Annotated in this window: 18 protein-coding genes; 8 read left to right on the top strand and 10 right to left on the bottom strand. The window is 62.3% G+C overall.

Translation table 11 applies throughout. The annotated features are described in order from the left end of the window. Window positions 1-76: 76 nt before the first annotated feature. The 4 genes from ASD00_RS02040 (at window position 77) to ASD00_RS02025 (ending at window position 2,944) form a co-directional block, all read left to right on the top strand. Window positions 77-655, top strand: coding sequence for an XRE family transcriptional regulator (locus ASD00_RS02040; RefSeq protein ID WP_025425532.1), 579 nt, complete (start codon window positions 77-79; stop codon window positions 653-655). Between the two features lie 2 nt (window positions 656-657). Then, entirely contained in the window at window positions 658-1,185 is a 528-nt protein-coding gene (locus ASD00_RS02035) for a GNAT family N-acetyltransferase (RefSeq protein WP_025425533.1), read from the top strand. 240 nt (window positions 1,186-1,425) lie between these two features. Next, a complete protein-coding gene (locus ASD00_RS02030) occupies window positions 1,426-2,451 on the top strand; it encodes a histone deacetylase family protein (protein WP_025425534.1) in 1,026 nt (341 codons plus the stop codon). Between the two features lie 139 nt (window positions 2,452-2,590). Next, on the top strand, window positions 2,591-2,944 hold the full coding sequence (locus ASD00_RS02025) for a hypothetical protein (RefSeq protein WP_025425535.1): 354 nt from the start codon (window positions 2,591-2,593) through the stop codon (window positions 2,942-2,944). Between the two features lie 186 nt (window positions 2,945-3,130). Here ASD00_RS02025 and ASD00_RS02020 read toward each other — a convergent pair whose 3' ends face one another. Beyond that, a complete protein-coding gene (locus tag ASD00_RS02020) occupies window positions 3,131-3,769 on the bottom strand; it encodes an exopolysaccharide biosynthesis protein (protein ID WP_025425536.1) in 639 nt (212 codons plus the stop codon). Between the two features lie 206 nt (window positions 3,770-3,975). Between ASD00_RS02020 and ASD00_RS02015 the strand changes: the two genes are divergently transcribed. Further along, entirely contained in the window at window positions 3,976-4,641 is a 666-nt protein-coding gene (locus ASD00_RS02015) for an OmpA family protein (protein WP_025425537.1), read from the top strand. An 85-nt stretch (window positions 4,642-4,726) separates the two neighbouring features. On the opposite strand, the gene ASD00_RS02010 is transcribed toward ASD00_RS02015, so the two are convergent. The 6 genes from ASD00_RS02010 to epmA form a co-directional block, all read right to left on the bottom strand. Then, window positions 4,727-5,542, bottom strand: a complete 816-nt coding sequence (locus ASD00_RS02010) for a class I SAM-dependent methyltransferase (RefSeq protein ID WP_025425538.1) — start codon at window positions 5,540-5,542, stop codon at window positions 4,727-4,729. Between the two features lie 153 nt (window positions 5,543-5,695). Continuing rightward, window positions 5,696-7,138 carry an MFS transporter gene (locus ASD00_RS02005; RefSeq protein WP_081788828.1) on the bottom strand — a complete coding sequence of 481 codons (1,443 nt, stop codon included), beginning with the start codon at window positions 7,136-7,138 and terminating at the stop codon, window positions 5,696-5,698. A gap of 202 nt (window positions 7,139-7,340) precedes the next feature. Then, window positions 7,341-8,234 (bottom strand): RNA polymerase sigma factor SigJ, encoded by an 894-nt coding sequence (gene sigJ, locus ASD00_RS02000; RefSeq protein ID WP_025425540.1) that lies wholly within the window; start codon window positions 8,232-8,234, stop codon window positions 7,341-7,343. A gap of 1 nt (window position 8,235) precedes the next feature. Next, window positions 8,236-8,361 carry a hypothetical protein gene (locus ASD00_RS42225; protein WP_255569777.1) on the bottom strand — a complete coding sequence of 42 codons (126 nt, stop codon included), beginning with the start codon at window positions 8,359-8,361 and terminating at the stop codon, window positions 8,236-8,238. A gap of 80 nt (window positions 8,362-8,441) precedes the next feature. Continuing rightward, window positions 8,442-9,494 (bottom strand): lysine-2,3-aminomutase-like protein, encoded by a 1,053-nt coding sequence (locus ASD00_RS01995; protein ID WP_025425541.1) that lies wholly within the window; start codon window positions 9,492-9,494, stop codon window positions 8,442-8,444. Beyond that, window positions 9,491-10,543 (bottom strand): EF-P lysine aminoacylase EpmA, encoded by a 1,053-nt coding sequence (epmA, locus tag ASD00_RS01990; RefSeq protein ID WP_025425542.1) that lies wholly within the window; start codon window positions 10,541-10,543, stop codon window positions 9,491-9,493. The genes ASD00_RS01995 and epmA overlap by 4 nt, the downstream gene beginning before the upstream one ends. A 177-nt stretch (window positions 10,544-10,720) precedes the next feature. Between epmA and efp the strand changes: the two genes are divergently transcribed. Continuing rightward, a complete protein-coding gene (gene efp, locus ASD00_RS01985) occupies window positions 10,721-11,290 on the top strand; it encodes an elongation factor P (protein WP_025425543.1) in 570 nt (189 codons plus the stop codon). A gap of 297 nt (window positions 11,291-11,587) precedes the next feature. Beyond that, complete coding sequence (locus ASD00_RS01980; protein WP_025425544.1) at window positions 11,588-12,829, top strand: cyclopropane-fatty-acyl-phospholipid synthase family protein; 1,242 nt, start codon at window positions 11,588-11,590, stop codon at window positions 12,827-12,829. 29 nt (window positions 12,830-12,858) lie between these two features. Here ASD00_RS01980 and ASD00_RS01975 read toward each other — a convergent pair whose 3' ends face one another. Then, window positions 12,859-13,668: a YiiX/YebB-like N1pC/P60 family cysteine hydrolase gene (locus tag ASD00_RS01975; protein ID WP_038575805.1), complete on the bottom strand. Its 810-nt coding sequence runs from the start codon at window positions 13,666-13,668 to the stop codon at window positions 12,859-12,861. 162 nt (window positions 13,669-13,830) lie between these two features. Between ASD00_RS01975 and mbfA the strand changes: the two genes are divergently transcribed. Beyond that, complete coding sequence (gene mbfA, locus ASD00_RS01970; RefSeq protein WP_057204345.1) at window positions 13,831-14,814, top strand: iron exporter MbfA; 984 nt, start codon at window positions 13,831-13,833, stop codon at window positions 14,812-14,814. A gap of 76 nt (window positions 14,815-14,890) precedes the next feature. Here mbfA and ASD00_RS01965 read toward each other — a convergent pair whose 3' ends face one another. Beyond that, a complete protein-coding gene (locus ASD00_RS01965) occupies window positions 14,891-15,511 on the bottom strand; it encodes a transglutaminase-like cysteine peptidase (RefSeq protein ID WP_025425546.1) in 621 nt (206 codons plus the stop codon). 287 nt (window positions 15,512-15,798) lie between these two features. Beyond that, window positions 15,799-16,608, bottom strand: a complete 810-nt coding sequence (locus ASD00_RS01960) for an alpha/beta hydrolase (protein WP_057204343.1) — start codon at window positions 16,606-16,608, stop codon at window positions 15,799-15,801. Window positions 16,609-16,754 lie beyond the last annotated feature (146 nt).

Genomic DNA, 16,754 nt, shown 5'->3' with positions numbered 1-16,754 from the left:
CAAAGCGGCATTGTCAGCCTTTATTTTCAGTTCCCGAGGTCTTGACTCTATTATATGAGAAATGTAATCTCAAATAATGGAAATCACCGGCGACCCACTCGAACAAGCCATCGGCGAACGCGTCCGTTCGCTGAGGGCCGAGCAGAACCTGACACTTGACGATCTGGCGACGCGGTCCGGCGTCAGCCGGGCCATGATCTCGCGCATCGAGCGCGGCGAGGTGAGCCCGACGGCGCAACTGCTCGCCAAGCTTTGCAGCGCCCTCTCGACTACGCTGTCGGCGCTCTTTGCCTTTGACGGCCAGCAGGCTTCGCCGGTTGCACGGCGCGCCGATCAAAGACTTTGGCGGGATCCGGAATCCGGCTATCTGCGCCGCTCGGTCTCGCCTGATGGTGTCGGCTCGCCGGTCGATATCGTCGAGGTCGAGTTCCCGCCGGGCGCGCGCGTCGTCTTCGAACGCCAACCGGCCGATCGGGGCATTACGCAGCACCTCTGGCTTTTCTCCGGCCGGCTCGAACTGACCATGGAATCCGGGTCGCATGTGCTTGAAGCCGGCGACTGCCTGTTCATGGGGCTCGAGCAGGGCCACGTCTTTCACAATCCCCATGATGAGCCGGCTCACTATGCCGTCGTCCTTTGCCGAACCAGGGTTTGACCATGCCTGACATCACGATCCGCCTGCTCAACGAAGCCGAAACCCGTTCCGCCATGCCGGCGCTTGCCGAGGTGCTCTCCGATTGCGTCGAGGGCGGCGCATCCGTCGGTTTCATGCAGCCCTATCCGCCGGAGGCGGCGTTGCCCTACTGGGATGGCGTCGCCAATGCGGTTGCCGCCGATGAAACGCTGCTGATAGTTGCCGAAGACGAGGGGCGGATCGTCGGCACGGTCCAGGTCGGCGTGGCGCAGATGCCCAACCAGCCGCATCGCGGCGATCTGAAGAAGCTGCTCGTCCATCGCGCCGCCCGCGGCAAGGGCGTCGCCCGGCTGCTGATGCAGGCCGTCGAACGGGAGGCGGCGGCACGCGGCAAGGTGCTGCTTGTGCTCGACACGGCAACCGGCAGCGAGGCGGAGGCGATCTATCCACGCCTTGGATGGGAACGCGTCGGCGTCATTCCCGATTACGCCATGTGGCCGGAGGGCGGCCTGTGCGCCACGACGCTTTTCTACAAGCGCATCGCGGCGTAGGGGGATCGCCGCTCCCTCGGATGCCCCTCCTTCAGTGTCGCTGCCCCTCACCCCAGCCCTCTCCCCGCTTGCGGGGAGAGGGGGGACTGGAGTTTGCCGCGCGTCTCCTTCGCCTCGCTTGCGGGGAGAAGGTGGCCGGCAGGCCGGATGAGGGGCGCCCGCTGAGGTAGCCAACGGCCCGAACCCTGCGCTAGCTTGCCGACGCTTCGCTCGCTTCACGAACTCAACCGGGACATTGCCATGCGCGTTTTCTATTCCGAAGATCACAAGCTCCGTGAGGCCAGGACAGAACTCTTCGGTGGCGAACTGGTGGCGCCGTTCGAGGCGCCGTTTCGTGCCGAATGGATTTTGGCGGCGGTGAAGGAGGCTGGCTTTGCCGATGTGGTTGCGCCCACGCATCACGGCCTGGAAACGGCCCTCAAGCTCCACGCGGCCGACTATCTCGACTTTCTCGAAACCGCCTGGGCGCGCTGGGTCGCTGACGGTTATCGCGGCGAAGCGATCCCGACGTGCTTCCCGGCGCGCCGGATGCGCCAGCACCCGCCCAAGGATATCGACGGCGCGCTCGGCTATTACGCCTTTGCCGCGGAAACATCGATCACTGAAGGCACCTACGTCGCCGCGCGCGCGGCGATGAATTGCGCGCTTTCGGCTGCCGAGCATGTGGACGCCGGCAACACGGCCGCCTTTGCGCTTTGCCGCCCGCCCGGCCATCACGCGGCGATCGATCTCTATGGCGGCTACTCCTTCATCAACAACGCCGCCTGCGCCGCCCAGCGGCTACGCGATCTCGGTGCTGCCAGGGTCGCAGTGCTCGATGTCGACTTCCATCATGGCAACGGCACGCAGGACATCTTCTATGGACGCGGCGACGTCTACTTCGCCTCGCTGCATGGCGATCCCGTCGACGCTTTCCCGTACTTTCTCGGCTTTGCCGATGAAGAGGGGGCTGGCGAAGGCCTCGGCACCACGAAGAACTATCCCCTGCCGCGCGGCACGGCCTATTCGGCCTGGTCGGCCGCGATGGACGATGCACTTCATCGCATCGAGACCTTCGGCGCCGAGGCGCTGGTGGTTTCGCTCGGCGTCGACACGTTCGAGCGCGATCCGATTTCGTCGTTCAAGCTGAAGTCGGAGGATTATCTGCGCATGGGCGAGAGGTTGAAGAGGACGGGCCTGCCGGTCGTCGTCTGCATGGAGGGCGGCTACGGTGTGCCCGAAATCGGCCTCAACGTCGCCAATGTGCTCAAGGGCATTGCTACCTGAGCCTACTCCGGCCGTCAGGCAGCCGCAGATTTCTCACGAACCCCTGTTGACCTCAACTTTACTTGAGGTCGTACGAGTGTTCCTGCCCGTCGCCGAATGGCCGCCGACGGGATTTGAAGGGATACTCAAGGAGAGTTCAATGAGCAGCAATACAAAGGCGGGTATCGTCGCACCGCTCTATCGTATCAACAAGTTTGCGGTGCCGACCGCCGCACGGACGCAGTTTCTGGAACTGGTGGAAAAGACCCTCGAAGTGATCCGCAGCCAGGACGGCTACGTCAAGGACCTGTTCCTCGAGCAGCATGCGGGCCCGGGAAAGTTCAACTTCTGCACCATGATCGAATTCGAAAGCGAAGAGGTCGCGCCGAAGGTTGCAGCAGCGATCGGCGCGTTCGATAGAAGCCTCAACATCGATCGTGCGGCGCTGATGGAAAAGCTCGGGGTTGAGACCGATTCCGCCAGCTACAAGAGCTTCCAGGCGACATCGGCATGAGATCGCGCCGTTCCGGCTACTGCTTAATTGCTTAAATCGAATCCGATTTAAGGATAAAATTATGCAGCAAGTTTAAAGCGATACAGCGTCCTTTGCGCGTCATATTTGACGCACGGCGCTGTAGCCGGCCGGACTCGCGACCGGCGCGTCGATGACGACGCGTCAGGTTCACGATGGCGATACGTTTTAAGAAACGAAGAAGTTGGATAGGCCCTGGCCGGCCGCAACTGCCATATAGGCGAGGACGGTGAAGTAGACCGTGGTTGCGATCAGGAAGAGATAGCCGCCAGCGACCATCAGTCCGTCGCGCTGGATGATGCCGAGCGACAGGAGCAGGATGGCGATGCCCGGCAGCGTGTTCGATAGCGGAATGAGGCCGAGCGGAAACATCAGCAGCACGCCTCCGGCCATGATCATCAGGCCGTTGAAGCGGTTCATCAGTGCGCCTTGCGTCAGGAAGCCGAAGCGCGGCCTGACGAAGCGATCGAGCTTGGAGACAAGCGCTGCCCCCTTCTGCAGCGTCGGCACCAGTTTTTCGGTTTCGATCTGCCGGTCGAGGATGCGCTGCGGCATCCAGGGCAGGCGGTTGAGGGTAATCGAAATCGAGATCAGGATGATGGCGGCGCCGAAAACGGTACTGACGCCGGGAATGGAGACCGGCAGCAGAAACGGCAGCGTCAGCAGCGCGCACAGCAAGAGAAAGCCCTGTTCGCCGATGCCCGTCATCAGGTCGCGAAGCGTGATGGTGTTGCCGCGAATCGACCCGATCATCCCGTTGAGCGTGTCGCTGAGACTGCGTTGCGTATCGCCAAACTCGATTGCCATCAGATAGTCCGCCTCGATTTTCCTCGAACGCGCTTGTTATCAAGAGCGTGTGAAGGATCGGTTAGTATCCGGCCCTGTCATGACGATGACTGTGGCCGTGGCGCCATTTGTCGCCAAACAATGGCATCAGTGGGACGTCTCTTCATCTTCCTGCCGCAATCGCTAGTATGAAGCACCTTTGAGCACGAATGGGGACCATTGATTCTATGATCAAGAAATGCGCCATACTGGCTGTAGCGGCCATCTATCTCTCGGGATGCACGACCACCGATCCCTATACGGGTGAGCAGAAGATGTCGAACACCGCCGGCGGCGCGCTGATCGGCGCGGGTCTCGGTGCAGCGACCGGCCTTCTTGTCGGCGGCAGTGCTGCGGGACGGCGTGATGCCGCTCTCGTCGGTGCCGGTATCGGCGCGCTCGGCGGTGGCTTGGTCGGCAACTACATGGACAGCCAGGAAGCGGAACTGCGCGCCCAGCTGCAGGGTACCGGTGTTTCCGTTACCCGCGCAGGCGACCGCATCATCCTGAACATGCCGTCGAACATCACCTTCGCCACCGACCGCGACCAGGTAATCCCAGCCTTCTACGACACGCTGAACTCCGTGGCGATCGTGCTGCGCAAGTTCAACAAGACGCTGATCGACGTCGACGGCCACACCGATTCGACCGGCAGCGCCTCCTACAACCAGGGCCTTTCCGAGCGTCGCGCAGCCTCAGTTGCCAATTATCTGGCAAGCCAGGGCGTCGACCAGCGCCGCATGGCCACCATGGGCTTCGGCCAGGAACGGCCGATCGCCTCCAACGGCAGCGAGGCCGGCCGGGCGCAGAACCGCCGCGTCGAAATCTCGATCGCGCCGATCAAGCAGGGCTGATAGGTCTCTGCGATACCTTGATATAGAAGGGCCGCACCGGGAACAGTGCGGCCCTTCGTCGATCGGACGTCCCGTCGCCGTACTGCTAAAAGCGGTAGCGCAAAAGCCGCCCCATCCGCTGCAGCATGGGCATGACGCTGAAGATCTGGATGGCGATGCGCGCGGCCGCTGACATTCTTTCTATCTGGCTCGGATCGTAGTCGCTGACCTCCTCCAGCAGACTGAGGCCCGGCACCTGCCGCTCCAGCATGCGTGGATCGTCGATGCCCCAGCGAAGCGCAGCACCGGTGGCGCGGATGGCGGGGTTGAAGCGCAGCAATTGAATGCCCAGGTGGCTATAGCCGTCGAAGACGACCTCGCCCGCCGGCAGGCGTTCCAGCAGACGCCGAAGCAGATCGTAGACGTCCTCTGCCGCAAGGTAGGGCAGGACGCCTTCGGCGACGACGATCGCCGGCGCGTCATCCGGTATCGCCGCAAGCCATCCCGCCTCCGTCACCGAAGATGCGATCTGTGTATAGTTGGCGCGATCCGGATAGAGCGTGCGGCGCAACGTCATCACATCGGGAAAATCGACGTCGAACCACCGCACCTCGTCGGGCGGATCGACGCGGAAAACGCGGGAATCGAGGCCGCAGCCGAGATGCAGCACAGTTGCATCCGGGTGCCTGGTGACGAAAGCCCGTGTCCACTGGTCGAGGAGATAGGCGCGCATGGCGATCCCGATCGTCATGTCGTGGCCGACGTCGAGATGCTGCGCAGCTTGCCCGAGACGACGCATGGCATCGGCGGCGAAATGGTCGCGCAGCAGGGAATCGGGAAGCGCGCTTTCGGCGGCCTTTGCCTGCAGCGTGATCAGCAGTGTTTCTTGCGCGCCACTCAGGCCGATCCCGTCGGCATCCATCGTTTCCTCCCCACAGCGCCGCGCGTCAAATATGACGCACAAAGGATGCTGTAGCGCTTTAAACGTGCTGCATAATTTCATCCTTAAATCGGATCCGATTTACGGAATTATGCAGGAGGCACGGCCTCGGAAACGGTGGCACGTATCCGCTGCCTAGTCGTCGGCTGCCTTCACCGCACGCGCCCGACGGACGCGCCTCGCCGTCAGCATCGCCAGTGCCGGTGCCAGCGCGAACAGCCAGAAAAGCCACTGCGTCGCGCGGGCAACGCCGTCGGTGGTGCTTGCTTCGATACCCGCCAGATTGGCGGTCAGGCCGGCAAGGGCAGCACCCAGTGCGGCGGCAAAAAGCTGCACGGTGGTGATCGAGCTCGATGCCTTCTCTTCCTCGCCCTGTGGTGCCAGTTCGTAGACGGCCGTCACGATATGCGGCCAGGCGAAACCCATGCCGAAACCGACCGCCATGATACCGGCGGAAAGCGGTGCGGAGATCGCGGCAAACCCGGTGCCGGCCATCGGCATGAACATGGCGATCAGCGCCAGGCCGGCAAGGCCGAAGGCCGGTCCGGCGAAGATCGTGCGCTGCGCCCTGTCGCCGTGCCAGTGCGCGCTGGTCATCGATCCGGCGGTCCAGCCGATCGACATCAGTGCGGCGATGTAGCCGGCAACCAGCGGCGACAGCCCATGCAATTCCTGCAGCAGATACGGTACGTAGATCTCCGGCTGCATGCCGATCATCAACAGCGTGATCGTAGCATAAAGCGCTGCCAGCGGGGAGGTTATGGTGAAGCTGCTGCTCGGCAGCAGCTTGCCGGCAGCCCGGCGTTCGACGACGAGAAGCACTGCGAACATGAGGATGGCCGCGCCGACCGAGGCGAGCTGTTCGCCCGATGTGGACAGGGTGCTTGCGATCGAAAGAGCCAGAACGATGCCGACCAGAAGCAGCAGTTGCACGACCGGCAGCGGCGTGCGATTTCCTTCGGACGAAGCGTTGCGCGGCAACGTCCAGAAGGCGAGTGCTGCCAGAAGTGCCGTCAGCGGCAGCAGCGACCAGAAGGCGGCGCGCCAGGTGGCGAATTCCGCAAACATGCCGCCAACAGCCGGGCCGATAAGCGTTGCCGTGCCCCAGGTCGCCGAGATCAGGCCGATGGCACGGGTCCAGAGCGCCGGCGCAAACACCAGGCGGATGACGCCATAGGCGAGCGCATAGAGCAGGCCGCCGCCAAAGCCCTGGATCGCCCGGCCGCCAAGCAGCACCAGCATATCGGGAGCGGAGGCGCACATGAGCGTGCCGAGGCCGAAGACGAGCGCGCCGATCGCATAGGCCGAGCCGGCGCCGACGACGGCAAGCAAGCGGGCCGAGAGTGCTGCGCCGAGGATGGATGCGGCCACGAAGACGGTGGTGCTCCAGGCGTAATATTCGAGCCCGCCGATCTCGCGCACGATCGACGGCATGATCGTCGTTACGACATAGATGTTGAGCGCATGGAGAGCTACGCCGCCGCTCAGCACGACGGAATGGATGGCGTTTTCGCCCGACAGCAGAGCGAGCCAGCCGCTGTCGGCTTTTTCAGCGGGTCTGGATGTCTTGTCGAGCATATGTGTGCACCTTTTCCTGTCGCCTCACGACTGCCGGGCAAGTAACGCGCCGTGCATCGTTGCGCGGCCGCGTCGGGCTTGCCCCGTCGGCGCCGATAGAGCACTCCCGTTTCAAATGGAGTTTTGGAGCGGCTCTATCCTATTGTTTTTACGCATTTCCTGACGGAAAAGCGCTTCGCATTTTTCGTGGAAATGTTCTGATTCAGTGGACGACGGCATCACCGAGATGGGTGAGCTTGTCCGGATTGCGAACGATGAAGATGTCGTTGACGTTTCCGTCGCCGTCATAGCCGAAGGAAACGCTGGCGGCGATATCATTTTCGGTCTCGCCCCGGAGCACAATGCCGCGGCCGCCGTTGATATCGGCAACGTCCCAGACATAGTGCGCCCAGTATTCGGTCAGCCGGTCGGCGATGAAGGCAAGCACGGTTTGCTTGCCCGAGAGCACGCCGAGCACCGTCGCCACCTTGCCGCCGCCATCGGCCGTCAGTCGTACGTCGGCGGAAAGCAGGCTCGAAAGGCTGGCAATATTGCCGCCGTGGATCGCCGTGTGGAAAGCCGACAGCAACTCGTCCTGGCGTTCGCGCGGCGTCTGGTGACGGCTCTTCTCCACGCCGATATTGGTCTTGGCGCGCGACACCAGCTTGCGTGCGGCCGCCTCCTGCATGTCGAGCGTTTCAGCCACCTCCTCATAGGGCTGGCCGAAGATTTCATGCAGCAGATAGGCAGCCCTTTCCTTCGGCGTCAGCCGCTCCAGCATCAAGAGGAAGGCGGTGGTCAGCGATGAGGTCAGTGCCAGCTTCTCCTCGGCATTGTCGTCGCTTGCCGTGTGGATCGGCTCCGGCAGCCAGGCACCGACATAGTCGACACGCTTGCGGTGTGCCGCCTTCAAGAGGTCGAGGCAGCGGCGGGTGCAGGCGGTCGTCAGCCAAGCGGCCGGGCTTTCGATCGCCAATTGATCGGCCTCCTGCCACTTCACGAACGTGTCCTGCACCGCGTCTTCCGCGTCCGCGCGCGAACCAAGGATCCGGTAAGCCAGACCGAGAAGGCGGGGACGCGCCTCCTCGAAAATTGCCGTGCTGTTTGCGCCGCCCATCTCAATGCCTCGATATCTGTTTGGTCCGGTCAATGCTGTCCTGGTCGATCGTCTTGCGTCCGCCGGCAAGCGCGCCGAGCCCGTCGGGGATTTTCTGCTCGTAACGGACGGTTTTCATATCGGTCATGATTACAACTCCGTCGATCGTTGCTCATGACCAACTGACGATTGGCTTCCGGCCGCTGTGACGCCGTCTTGAAATTTTTCTCAGATTTTTGGCGGGTAGGCGTGCTCTTTGCCGCGGAAGTCGGTCACGGTGTAGCAACCGCCGCCGTCCGCAGCGATCGATGCCGCGCTGATCACCGTCTTGCCGTGACCGCCGGGAATGTCGAGGATATAGGTCGGCTGGCAGAGGCCAGAGACCCGGCCGCGCAAGGACGCGACGAGTGCCTGGCCCTCCTCGATCGAGAGCCGGAAGTGGCTGGTGCCGGGTGCCAGATCCGGGTGGTGCAGATAGTAGGGCTTGATCCGGGTTTCGACGAAGGCGCGCATCAGTGCGGCAAGCACGTCCGCATCGTCATTGACGCCTTTCAGCAGCACCGACTGGCTGACCATGACGACGCCGGCATCGATCAGCCGGGCCGAGGCGTCGCGCGCTTCCTGTGTCAGTTCACGCGGATGGTTGGCGTGCAGCGCCACATAGGTCGCCTTGCCGCTGGCCTTGAGGGCTGAAACGAGATCGGCGTTGATGCGCTCGGGCTCGACCACCGGTACGCGGGTGTGGAAGCGCACGATCTTGACATGGGCGATCGGCTTCAGCCGCTCCATGATTTCGGTGAGGCGGCGCGGCGAAAGCACCAGCGGGTCGCCACCGGTGAGAATGACCTCCCAGATCTCGTCATGTTCGGCGATATAGGCGATCGCCGCATCGAGTTCGGCGGGTGTCAGCGTACCCAGTCCCTGCGGTCCGACCATTTCGCGGCGAAAGCAGAAGCGGCAATATACCGGGCAGACATGCACGGCCTTCAAAAGCACCCGGTCGGGATAGCGATGCACGATGCCGGCGACCGGGCTGTGCGCCTTGTCGCCGATCGGATCTTCGCGCTCTTCCGGCAGCAGCGTCAGCTCGGCGGCATCGGGTACGAACTGGCGGGCAATCGGATCGTTCGGGTCGTTGCGGTCGATCAGCTTGGCGATAGCAGGACTGATGGCGACCGCGTAGCGCTCGGCGACCTGCGAAACGACGGTTTGCTGTGACGGTTCGATAAGGCCGGCATCAACCAATTCGCCGGCTGTCTTGATCGGCCGGTGAACGTTCATGATGCCGTCTCCGCCACCGGTGCCCAGAGCACCTGGTCGATGCGCGACGCACCGGTCGCCAGCATGACCAGCCGGTCGAAGCCGAGCGCGATGCCGCTCGCCTCGGGCATGATGGCGAGCGCTGCCAGAAAATCCTCGTCGAGCGGATAGGTCTCGCCATAGACGCGGGCCTTCTCCGTCATTTCCATCTCGAAACGACGGCGCTGCTCGGCCGCATCGGTCAGTTCGCCAAAGGCATTGGCGAGTTCGACGCCGCAGGCATAGAGCTCGAAGCGCTCGGCAACGCGGCGGTCGCGCGCGGTCGGCCGGGCAAGGGCTGCTTCAGCGACCGGATATTCATCGAGGATCGTCGCGCGGCCAAAGCCGAGATGCGGTTCGACCTTTTCGACAAGCACGCGGCTGAACAGGTCGGCCCAGTTATCGTCGGCGGCGACCCGCAGCCCGGCCGATACCATCGCGCTAGCAAGCGCGTCCCGGTCCGTTTCTCCGTTGGAGGCGATCGAAGCGAGCAGGTCGATTTTCGCAAAACGCTTGAAGGCTTCGGCCACCGCCAGCCGTTCGGGCTCGGCGAAGGGGTCGCAGGTGCGGCCCTGGAAGGTGAACTGACTGACGCCGGTCGTCTGTGCCGCGAGCGTCAGGATCTCGGCGCAGTCGCGCATCAGCGTCTCGTAGGTCTCACCGGCGCGGTACCATTCGAGCATGGTGAATTCCGGATGGTGCAGCGGCCCACGCTCGCGGTTGCGATAGACATGGGCAAAGCAGGCGATGCGCTTTTCACCGGCAGCGATGAGCTTCTTGCAGGCAAACTCCGGCGAGGTGTGCAGATAGAACGGATCGGCGGAGCCGTCATGGTTGAGCGCCTGGGTGGCAAAGGCGTGCAGATGGGCTTCGTTGCCCGGTGAGACCTGCAGCGTCGCGGTATCGACCTCGATGAAGTCGCGCTCGTCGAAAAACCGGCGCAGCGCCGACTGGATCCGGTTGCGTCCGAGAAGAAACGGGCGCCGGTCGGCATGGACGTGCGGCGTCCACCAGGGTGAGGCATGCGACATGGTCGTTCGATCCAGGCTTTCTTCGCGCCCTAGGCTATCTTCGCGTCAATGCCGGCGCAGGCTGGCTATTTGCACGAAATTAGGGTAGTGGCGGCGCGATATCATAATTTTCGCGTCTTTCGGGGCCGGCTTTCCCGGCGCGCCGTGTCGCGCATACCTCTGTTACAAGGAAGACTAATGGTCAAGGTCATCGCTTCATCTGTCCGCAAGGGCAACGTTCTCGACGTTGACGGCAAGCTCTATGTCGTTCTTACCGCGCAGAACTTCCATCCGGGCAAGGGCACGCCGGTCACCCAGGTCGACATGCGCCGCATTTCCGACGGCGTGAAGGTCTCCGAACGCTACCGCACGACCGAACAGGTCGAGCGCGCCTTCGTCGAAGACCGCGAGCACACCTTCCTTTATGAAGATGGCGAAGGCTTCCACTTCATGAACCCGGAAAGCTACGACCAGCTGGTCATGACCACTGACGACATCGGCGACCTCAAGGCCTACCTGCAGGAAGGCATGGCCTGCATTCTTTCGATCCACGAAGGCCTGGCGATCGCCATCGACCTGCCGCGCCACGTGACGCTCGAAATCACCGAGACCGAGCCGGTCGTCAAGGGCCAGACGGCATCGTCGTCCTACAAGCCGGCTATTCTGTCGAACGGCGTTCGCACGCTCGTGCCGCCGCATATCCAGGCTGGCACCCGCGTCATCATCGCGACCGAAGACGGCTCCTATGTCGAGCGCGCCAAGGACTGACACGCTCAAGCACTGACGATCGAGCGATCGCATCGAACGGGGACGGCAGGTTCAACCTGCCGTCCCCGTTGTCGTTTCTACTGCTGGGCTCCTTCGACCGTTGGTGTTTCAGGGGCAAAACCAGGCAGCAAGTTCAAAGCGTTACAGCGTCCTCGGCGCGTCACCGGATGCGCGACGCCGCAGAGCCCGGAAGCTGTGGCAGAGATCGGATAAGCAACCGCAAATTTAGGGGGAGCATTTCGAAAAACGGGTGCTAGGATGCCGGCGCTACGACGTTTCCGCCATGAGAGGGCCCGCATGTTTCCATTGTCGCATATGATGAAGTCGTTCATTCGCAAGGGTCGCCTGACGGTGATCGACGCTGATGGCAGGAGGCATGTCTTCTCCGGCGAGCCGGGGCCTGAAGTCACCATGCGGCTCACCGACAAGAAGCTCTATCGCAGCCTTGTCTTCAATGCGGAGCTGGCGGCTGGCGAGGCCTACATGGACGGTACCATGCGCTTCGAGGAAGGCTCGACGCTCAAGGATTTCCTGACGCTGTTTTCGATCAACCGGCTCTCGCTCGGCTCCTACCCGATCCAGAAGGTGCTGCGCGCGATAAAGATGCGCTTCCGCAAGCGCCAGCAGGCAAATCCCAAGGGCAAGGCGCAGGAGAACGTCGCCCATCACTACGATCTCGGCAACGACTTCTACAAGTTGTTCCTCGACGAGAACATGCTCTATTCCTGCGCCTATTTCCGCGAGCCGAACGAGAGCCTGGAAAAAGCCCAGCGCAACAAGCTGCGGCTGCTCGCCTCCAAGCTCTGCCTGGAGCCGGGCATGAAGGTGCTCGATATCGGTTCCGGCTGGGGCGATCTGGCGATGTACCTGGCGAAACTCGAAAACGTCGAGGTTCTGGGTGTGACGCTTTCCAAGGAGCAGCAGGCGCTGTCTTCGCAACGCGCACAGGCGGCCGGGCTCGCCGATCGTGTTCGCTTCGAACTGAAAGACTATCGGGATGTGCAGGGACCGTTCGATCGCATCGTTTCGGTCGGCATGTTCGAGCATGTCGGTGTGAATCACTACGACGAGTTTTTCAAGAAACTCAATGCGCTGATGCCGGATGACGGCGTTGCGGTGCTGCATTCGATCGGCCACATGAGCCCGCCCGGCATGGCGAGCGCCTGGCTGCGCAAATACATCTTCCCCGGCGCCTATTCGCCGGCACTTTCGGAGGTCTTCGACGTCGTCGAGCGCAACAGCCTTTGGGTCACCGATCTAGAGTTCCTGCGCGTGCACTATGCCACGACGCTGGCGCATTGGGGGGAGCGGTTCGAGGCAAACCGCGACAAGGTGATCGCGATGTATGACGAGCGCTTTGCCCGCATGTGGGAGTTCTATCTGATCAGTGCCGAAATGATGTTCCGCACCGGCAGCCAGCTGGTCTTCCACATGCAGCTGTCGCGCTCGCGTGACGCAGCACCGATCGTGCGCGATTACATCACCGACCGCCAGCGCGACTTCATGGCCCGCGAGCACGCGCTCGACCTCAACATCTGACCGGCCCCATTTGACCGGCATCGTGCCGGTCAATCTCCGTTCCAGCGCAGCCGCTTGTAGTCGAAGCCGAATTCGAGTGTCGGCTTGACGATCGAGAAGAACGGCGAGAGATCGAAGTCGCGCGGGGTATAGAGCGAATAGTGGCGGATATGCAGGATCTCTTCGCGTGAATAGGTGGAGGCGGCCGACGCACGCCCAGGCGCGCGCGTGACCTCCGGCAGGATCGGATAGCGGATCTGCTCGAAGGCTTCGGCAATCAGCGTCGAGCAGATCGCCCGCGTCGGATCGCCTGAACCAAGCGCCAGCAGGCGACGACGCCAGCGCACGGGCACCGGCGGTGCCGGCATGAAATAGCGCAGCATATCCAGAATGTTCTTCAGGTCGTATTTCATGCCGAGCCGGGCGATCATGAAGCCGACCAGCGCGGTACGATCGTCGGGCGTCAGCGCCACCGGTCGGCAGATGCGCGTGTTGAACGATGCATATTTCTTCAGCGGCACCGCGACGCAACCTTCGCCGATATTCACCTCGATCAGTTGAGGCCTTTCGATCACCGGCAGGGTCGCCTGGTCGAGCGTCAGCGGCATCTCGTCGCCGACGAAAAATGCCGCGTGCGACCAGGTGGATTGCGTCAGGTATTTGATCGCGGCGGAAACCTTCTGGTTGCCTTCGATCAAGAGGACGTCGCCCGGACGCAGCGTGCGCGCCAGCGTTTCCGGGTCGGATGGCGTGTAGGGTTCGTAGCCAAGGGTCTGCGTCTGCAACCTTGCGGCCATACGGGCGCCGAGCCGGTCCAGAAACGTATCCTTGCTTTCCGAAAGCGGGTAGATGGTCCTCATGGAGGCGATTGCTCCAGCCGCGGGAAGGGGATTCGCATGCGCCTGCATGGTGGCCGAGCCGCGACACTCTGTCGAGTGATTGTCGCGTGATTGCATGGCTTTGACCTTGACGCACATTCCCGGGGTTTCTATTTAGAATTATTCTAAAGAAGGTTTTCAACGATGTTTTCCCGTCTCTTCTCCCGCTCCAAGCGTCCGTTTCTCTCCCTCAACGAACAGGAAATCCTGGCACTGGCGATCTCGTCGGAGGAGGACGATGGACGCATCTATCTCGCCTATGCGGAAGCGTTGAGAGAGAAATATCCGCACTCGGCAAAAGTGTTCGAAGAAATGGCGGAGGAGGAGAGCCATCATCGGCAATGGCTGATCGACATGCACGTACAGCGCTTCGGCAACCGGATCCCGCTGATCCGCCGCGAGCATGTCCGCGACTTCCCCGATCGCAAGCCTGAGTGGCTGATCGCCGAAATGCCGATCGAGAAGGCGCGGGCGGAAGCCGAGGCAATGGAGGAGACGGCGCACCGCTTCTATGTCGAGGCGGCGGCGCGCACCCAGGATGCGGCGACGCGCAAGCTGCTGGGCGACCTGGCAATCGCGGAAAAAACGCACGAATCGCTCGCCCGCAGGCTCGGTGAAAAGCACACACCGGACGATGTTCGCGAGGAGGAGGAGCAGACGGCGCGCCGACAGTTCATCCTGACCTACGTTCAGCCGGGGCTGGCTGGGCTGATGGATGGCTCGGTTTCGACGCTCGCACCGATCTTTGCTGCTGCCTTTGCGACACAGGATACCTGGCAGACCTTCCTCGTCGGCCTGTCGGCCTCGGTCGGCGCTGGTATTTCCATGGGCTTCACAGAGGCGGCCCATGATGACGGCAAGCTGTCGGGCCGCGGTTCGCCGATCAAGCGCGGCCTCGCATCGGGCATCATGACCGCGCTCGGCGGTCTAGGGCACGCACTGCCCTATCTCATTCCGCATTTCTGGACGGCGACGATCACGGCCGCAGTCGTCGTCTTCTTCGAGCTTTGGGCAATCGCGTTCATTCAGAACCGCTACATGGAAACGCCGTTCCTGCGCGCCGCATTCCAGGTTGTGCTGGGCGGCGGCCTAGTGCTGGCAGCGGGCATCCTGATCGGTAATGCCTGATCGGGCGTGCAGCGTTTGAAACGAAAAAAGGGCCGGTTTGACCGGCCCTTTTTCGTAAAGCGATGATGCTGCGGTATCAGTTGCCGACCGAGCCGACGACCACTTCCGCGCCGTTGTCGATGGTGACCCAGCGACCGCTGTTGAACGAAGCCTGGCGCTTGAGATAACGGTAGGGCGTCTGGGTCCAGAGCCGCACGCCGTTTTCGAGGTTGTCGAGGACGAAATCCCCCTGGGCGGTGCGCACCGTCAGCACGGCATGGCCCTCGCCATCGGGTTTGCGAACGACAGTGATCAGCAGTTCGCTGGGGGAAAAGCCCTTGCGCATCAGACGCTTGCGCTTTTCGAGAACGAAGTCCTCGCAATCGCCGGCGTCCTGCGGGTAGGACCAGACTTCATCCCTGCCGAAGAGTTCCTGATCGGTCACCGGCGTGATTTCGCGGTTCACGGCAGCGTTGACCTGACGGATCGTCGCCCAGCCGCGCTCGGTGACACGCGGCGCCACGCTCGTCTTCGATTTGACGCTGCATTCGCCCTTGTGCTTCTGACAGAACTCGTAATGTCCGATCGGCTGCGAGGTAACCGAGCCGGTCTGCATCCAAGGAGAGGATCCCGCCTGTGCGGGAATTGCCGTGTTCGCTGAAATGAAAAGTGCGCAAAACGCCGCGATACTTCCCTTAACCCCGGTCCAAGACGCCATACAAATCCCCTGCGTGACGCGGTATGCCGGGCTCTTCCTGTCCGGACGTATTCGCGCAATCCTGAGTTGAGGGCAGCTTGTTCAGGTCTTCCGCCTCACGCTGCTCTAATCGTTAATAAAGAGTTAATAGCGTTGGGGTCGGAGAGTCAATCTACTGATTCGGCCATTGGACTTTATGGTTAAAGCCGTTGCCGAAACGCAGCGCAAAGCCCTGCGCAGCAGGCGGTCTGCGGCGCATGGACGCGGAAATTGGGGGTAGAAAGGGCGTCGAGCGCCGGCCTATCGGCTTAAGCCGAAGGCAGCATGTTTCCGATCGCCTGTTTCATTTTAGCAATGTCTTCCTCGCGCGAAAGACGGTGGTCGCCGTCACGGATGAGCGTCATGACGACGTCGTCGGCCGGAAGGTGCCCCATCAGTTTCAGCGCGTGCGTGTAGGGCACATCCGGGTCGCGCATGCCCTGCAGGATGTGAACCGGGCAGCCGGTGGTGATGGTGCCGACGAGCACGCGGTTGTCGCGGCCGTCCTCGATCAGGGCGCGCGTATAGATGTTGGGCTCGGGGCTGTATTCGGACGGTTCCTCGAAATAGCCGCGCTCGGCAAGCGAGTGCCGCTCGATCTCCGTCAGGTTTGGTTCGATGAGTTCGGCGGTAAAGTCGGGAGCAGGCGCGATCAGTACCAACCCGGCGATGCGTTCGCTGAGGCCGCGCTGGCGTAGTTCCTGGATCAGCCTCATCGCGATCCAGCCGCCCATCGATGAGCCGATCAGGATCAGGCGCTGCCCGGGGGCGGCATGTTCGACGACGGCAAGGCTTTCTTCCAGCCAACGCGAGATCGTGCCGTCCTTGAAGGCGCCGCCGGAGGCGCCGTGGCCGGAATAGTCGAAGCGGATGCAGTCGGTTGCCCTGTCTCTCGCAAGCTGCTCGACCTCGACCGCCTTCGTCCCGGTCATGTCGGAGCGGTAGCCGCCAAGCCACACAAGCGTCGGCCGATCGGAGCGCTTTTGTGCCCGCAGGATCCGCATGGCGATGCGGCGACGGGCGGCATCCTTGCCAACCTCGATGAAGGTTGTTTCGGTTTCGGCTGGCGTCGTTTGCATCTCAATTCTCTCCAAATGCCCGGATTGGCGGCGAATTTCTTTCTAAAACAGATTCGTCTTGGCTTCGACAGGTGGTGATTTTCCCTGCGAGCCATGCTATTGACTCTCCCGTCGCAATTCACACATTGCCGTCGGCGGCAGATTGA

Origin of the sequence: Ensifer sp. Root31, assembly GCF_001424825.1 — a bacterium.
In the GTDB taxonomy this organism is placed as follows: domain Bacteria; phylum Pseudomonadota; class Alphaproteobacteria; order Rhizobiales; family Rhizobiaceae; genus Ensifer; species Ensifer canadensis.
Note: the sequence above shows the minus strand (reverse complement) of the source record. Positions and strands in the feature narration are given on the sequence as shown.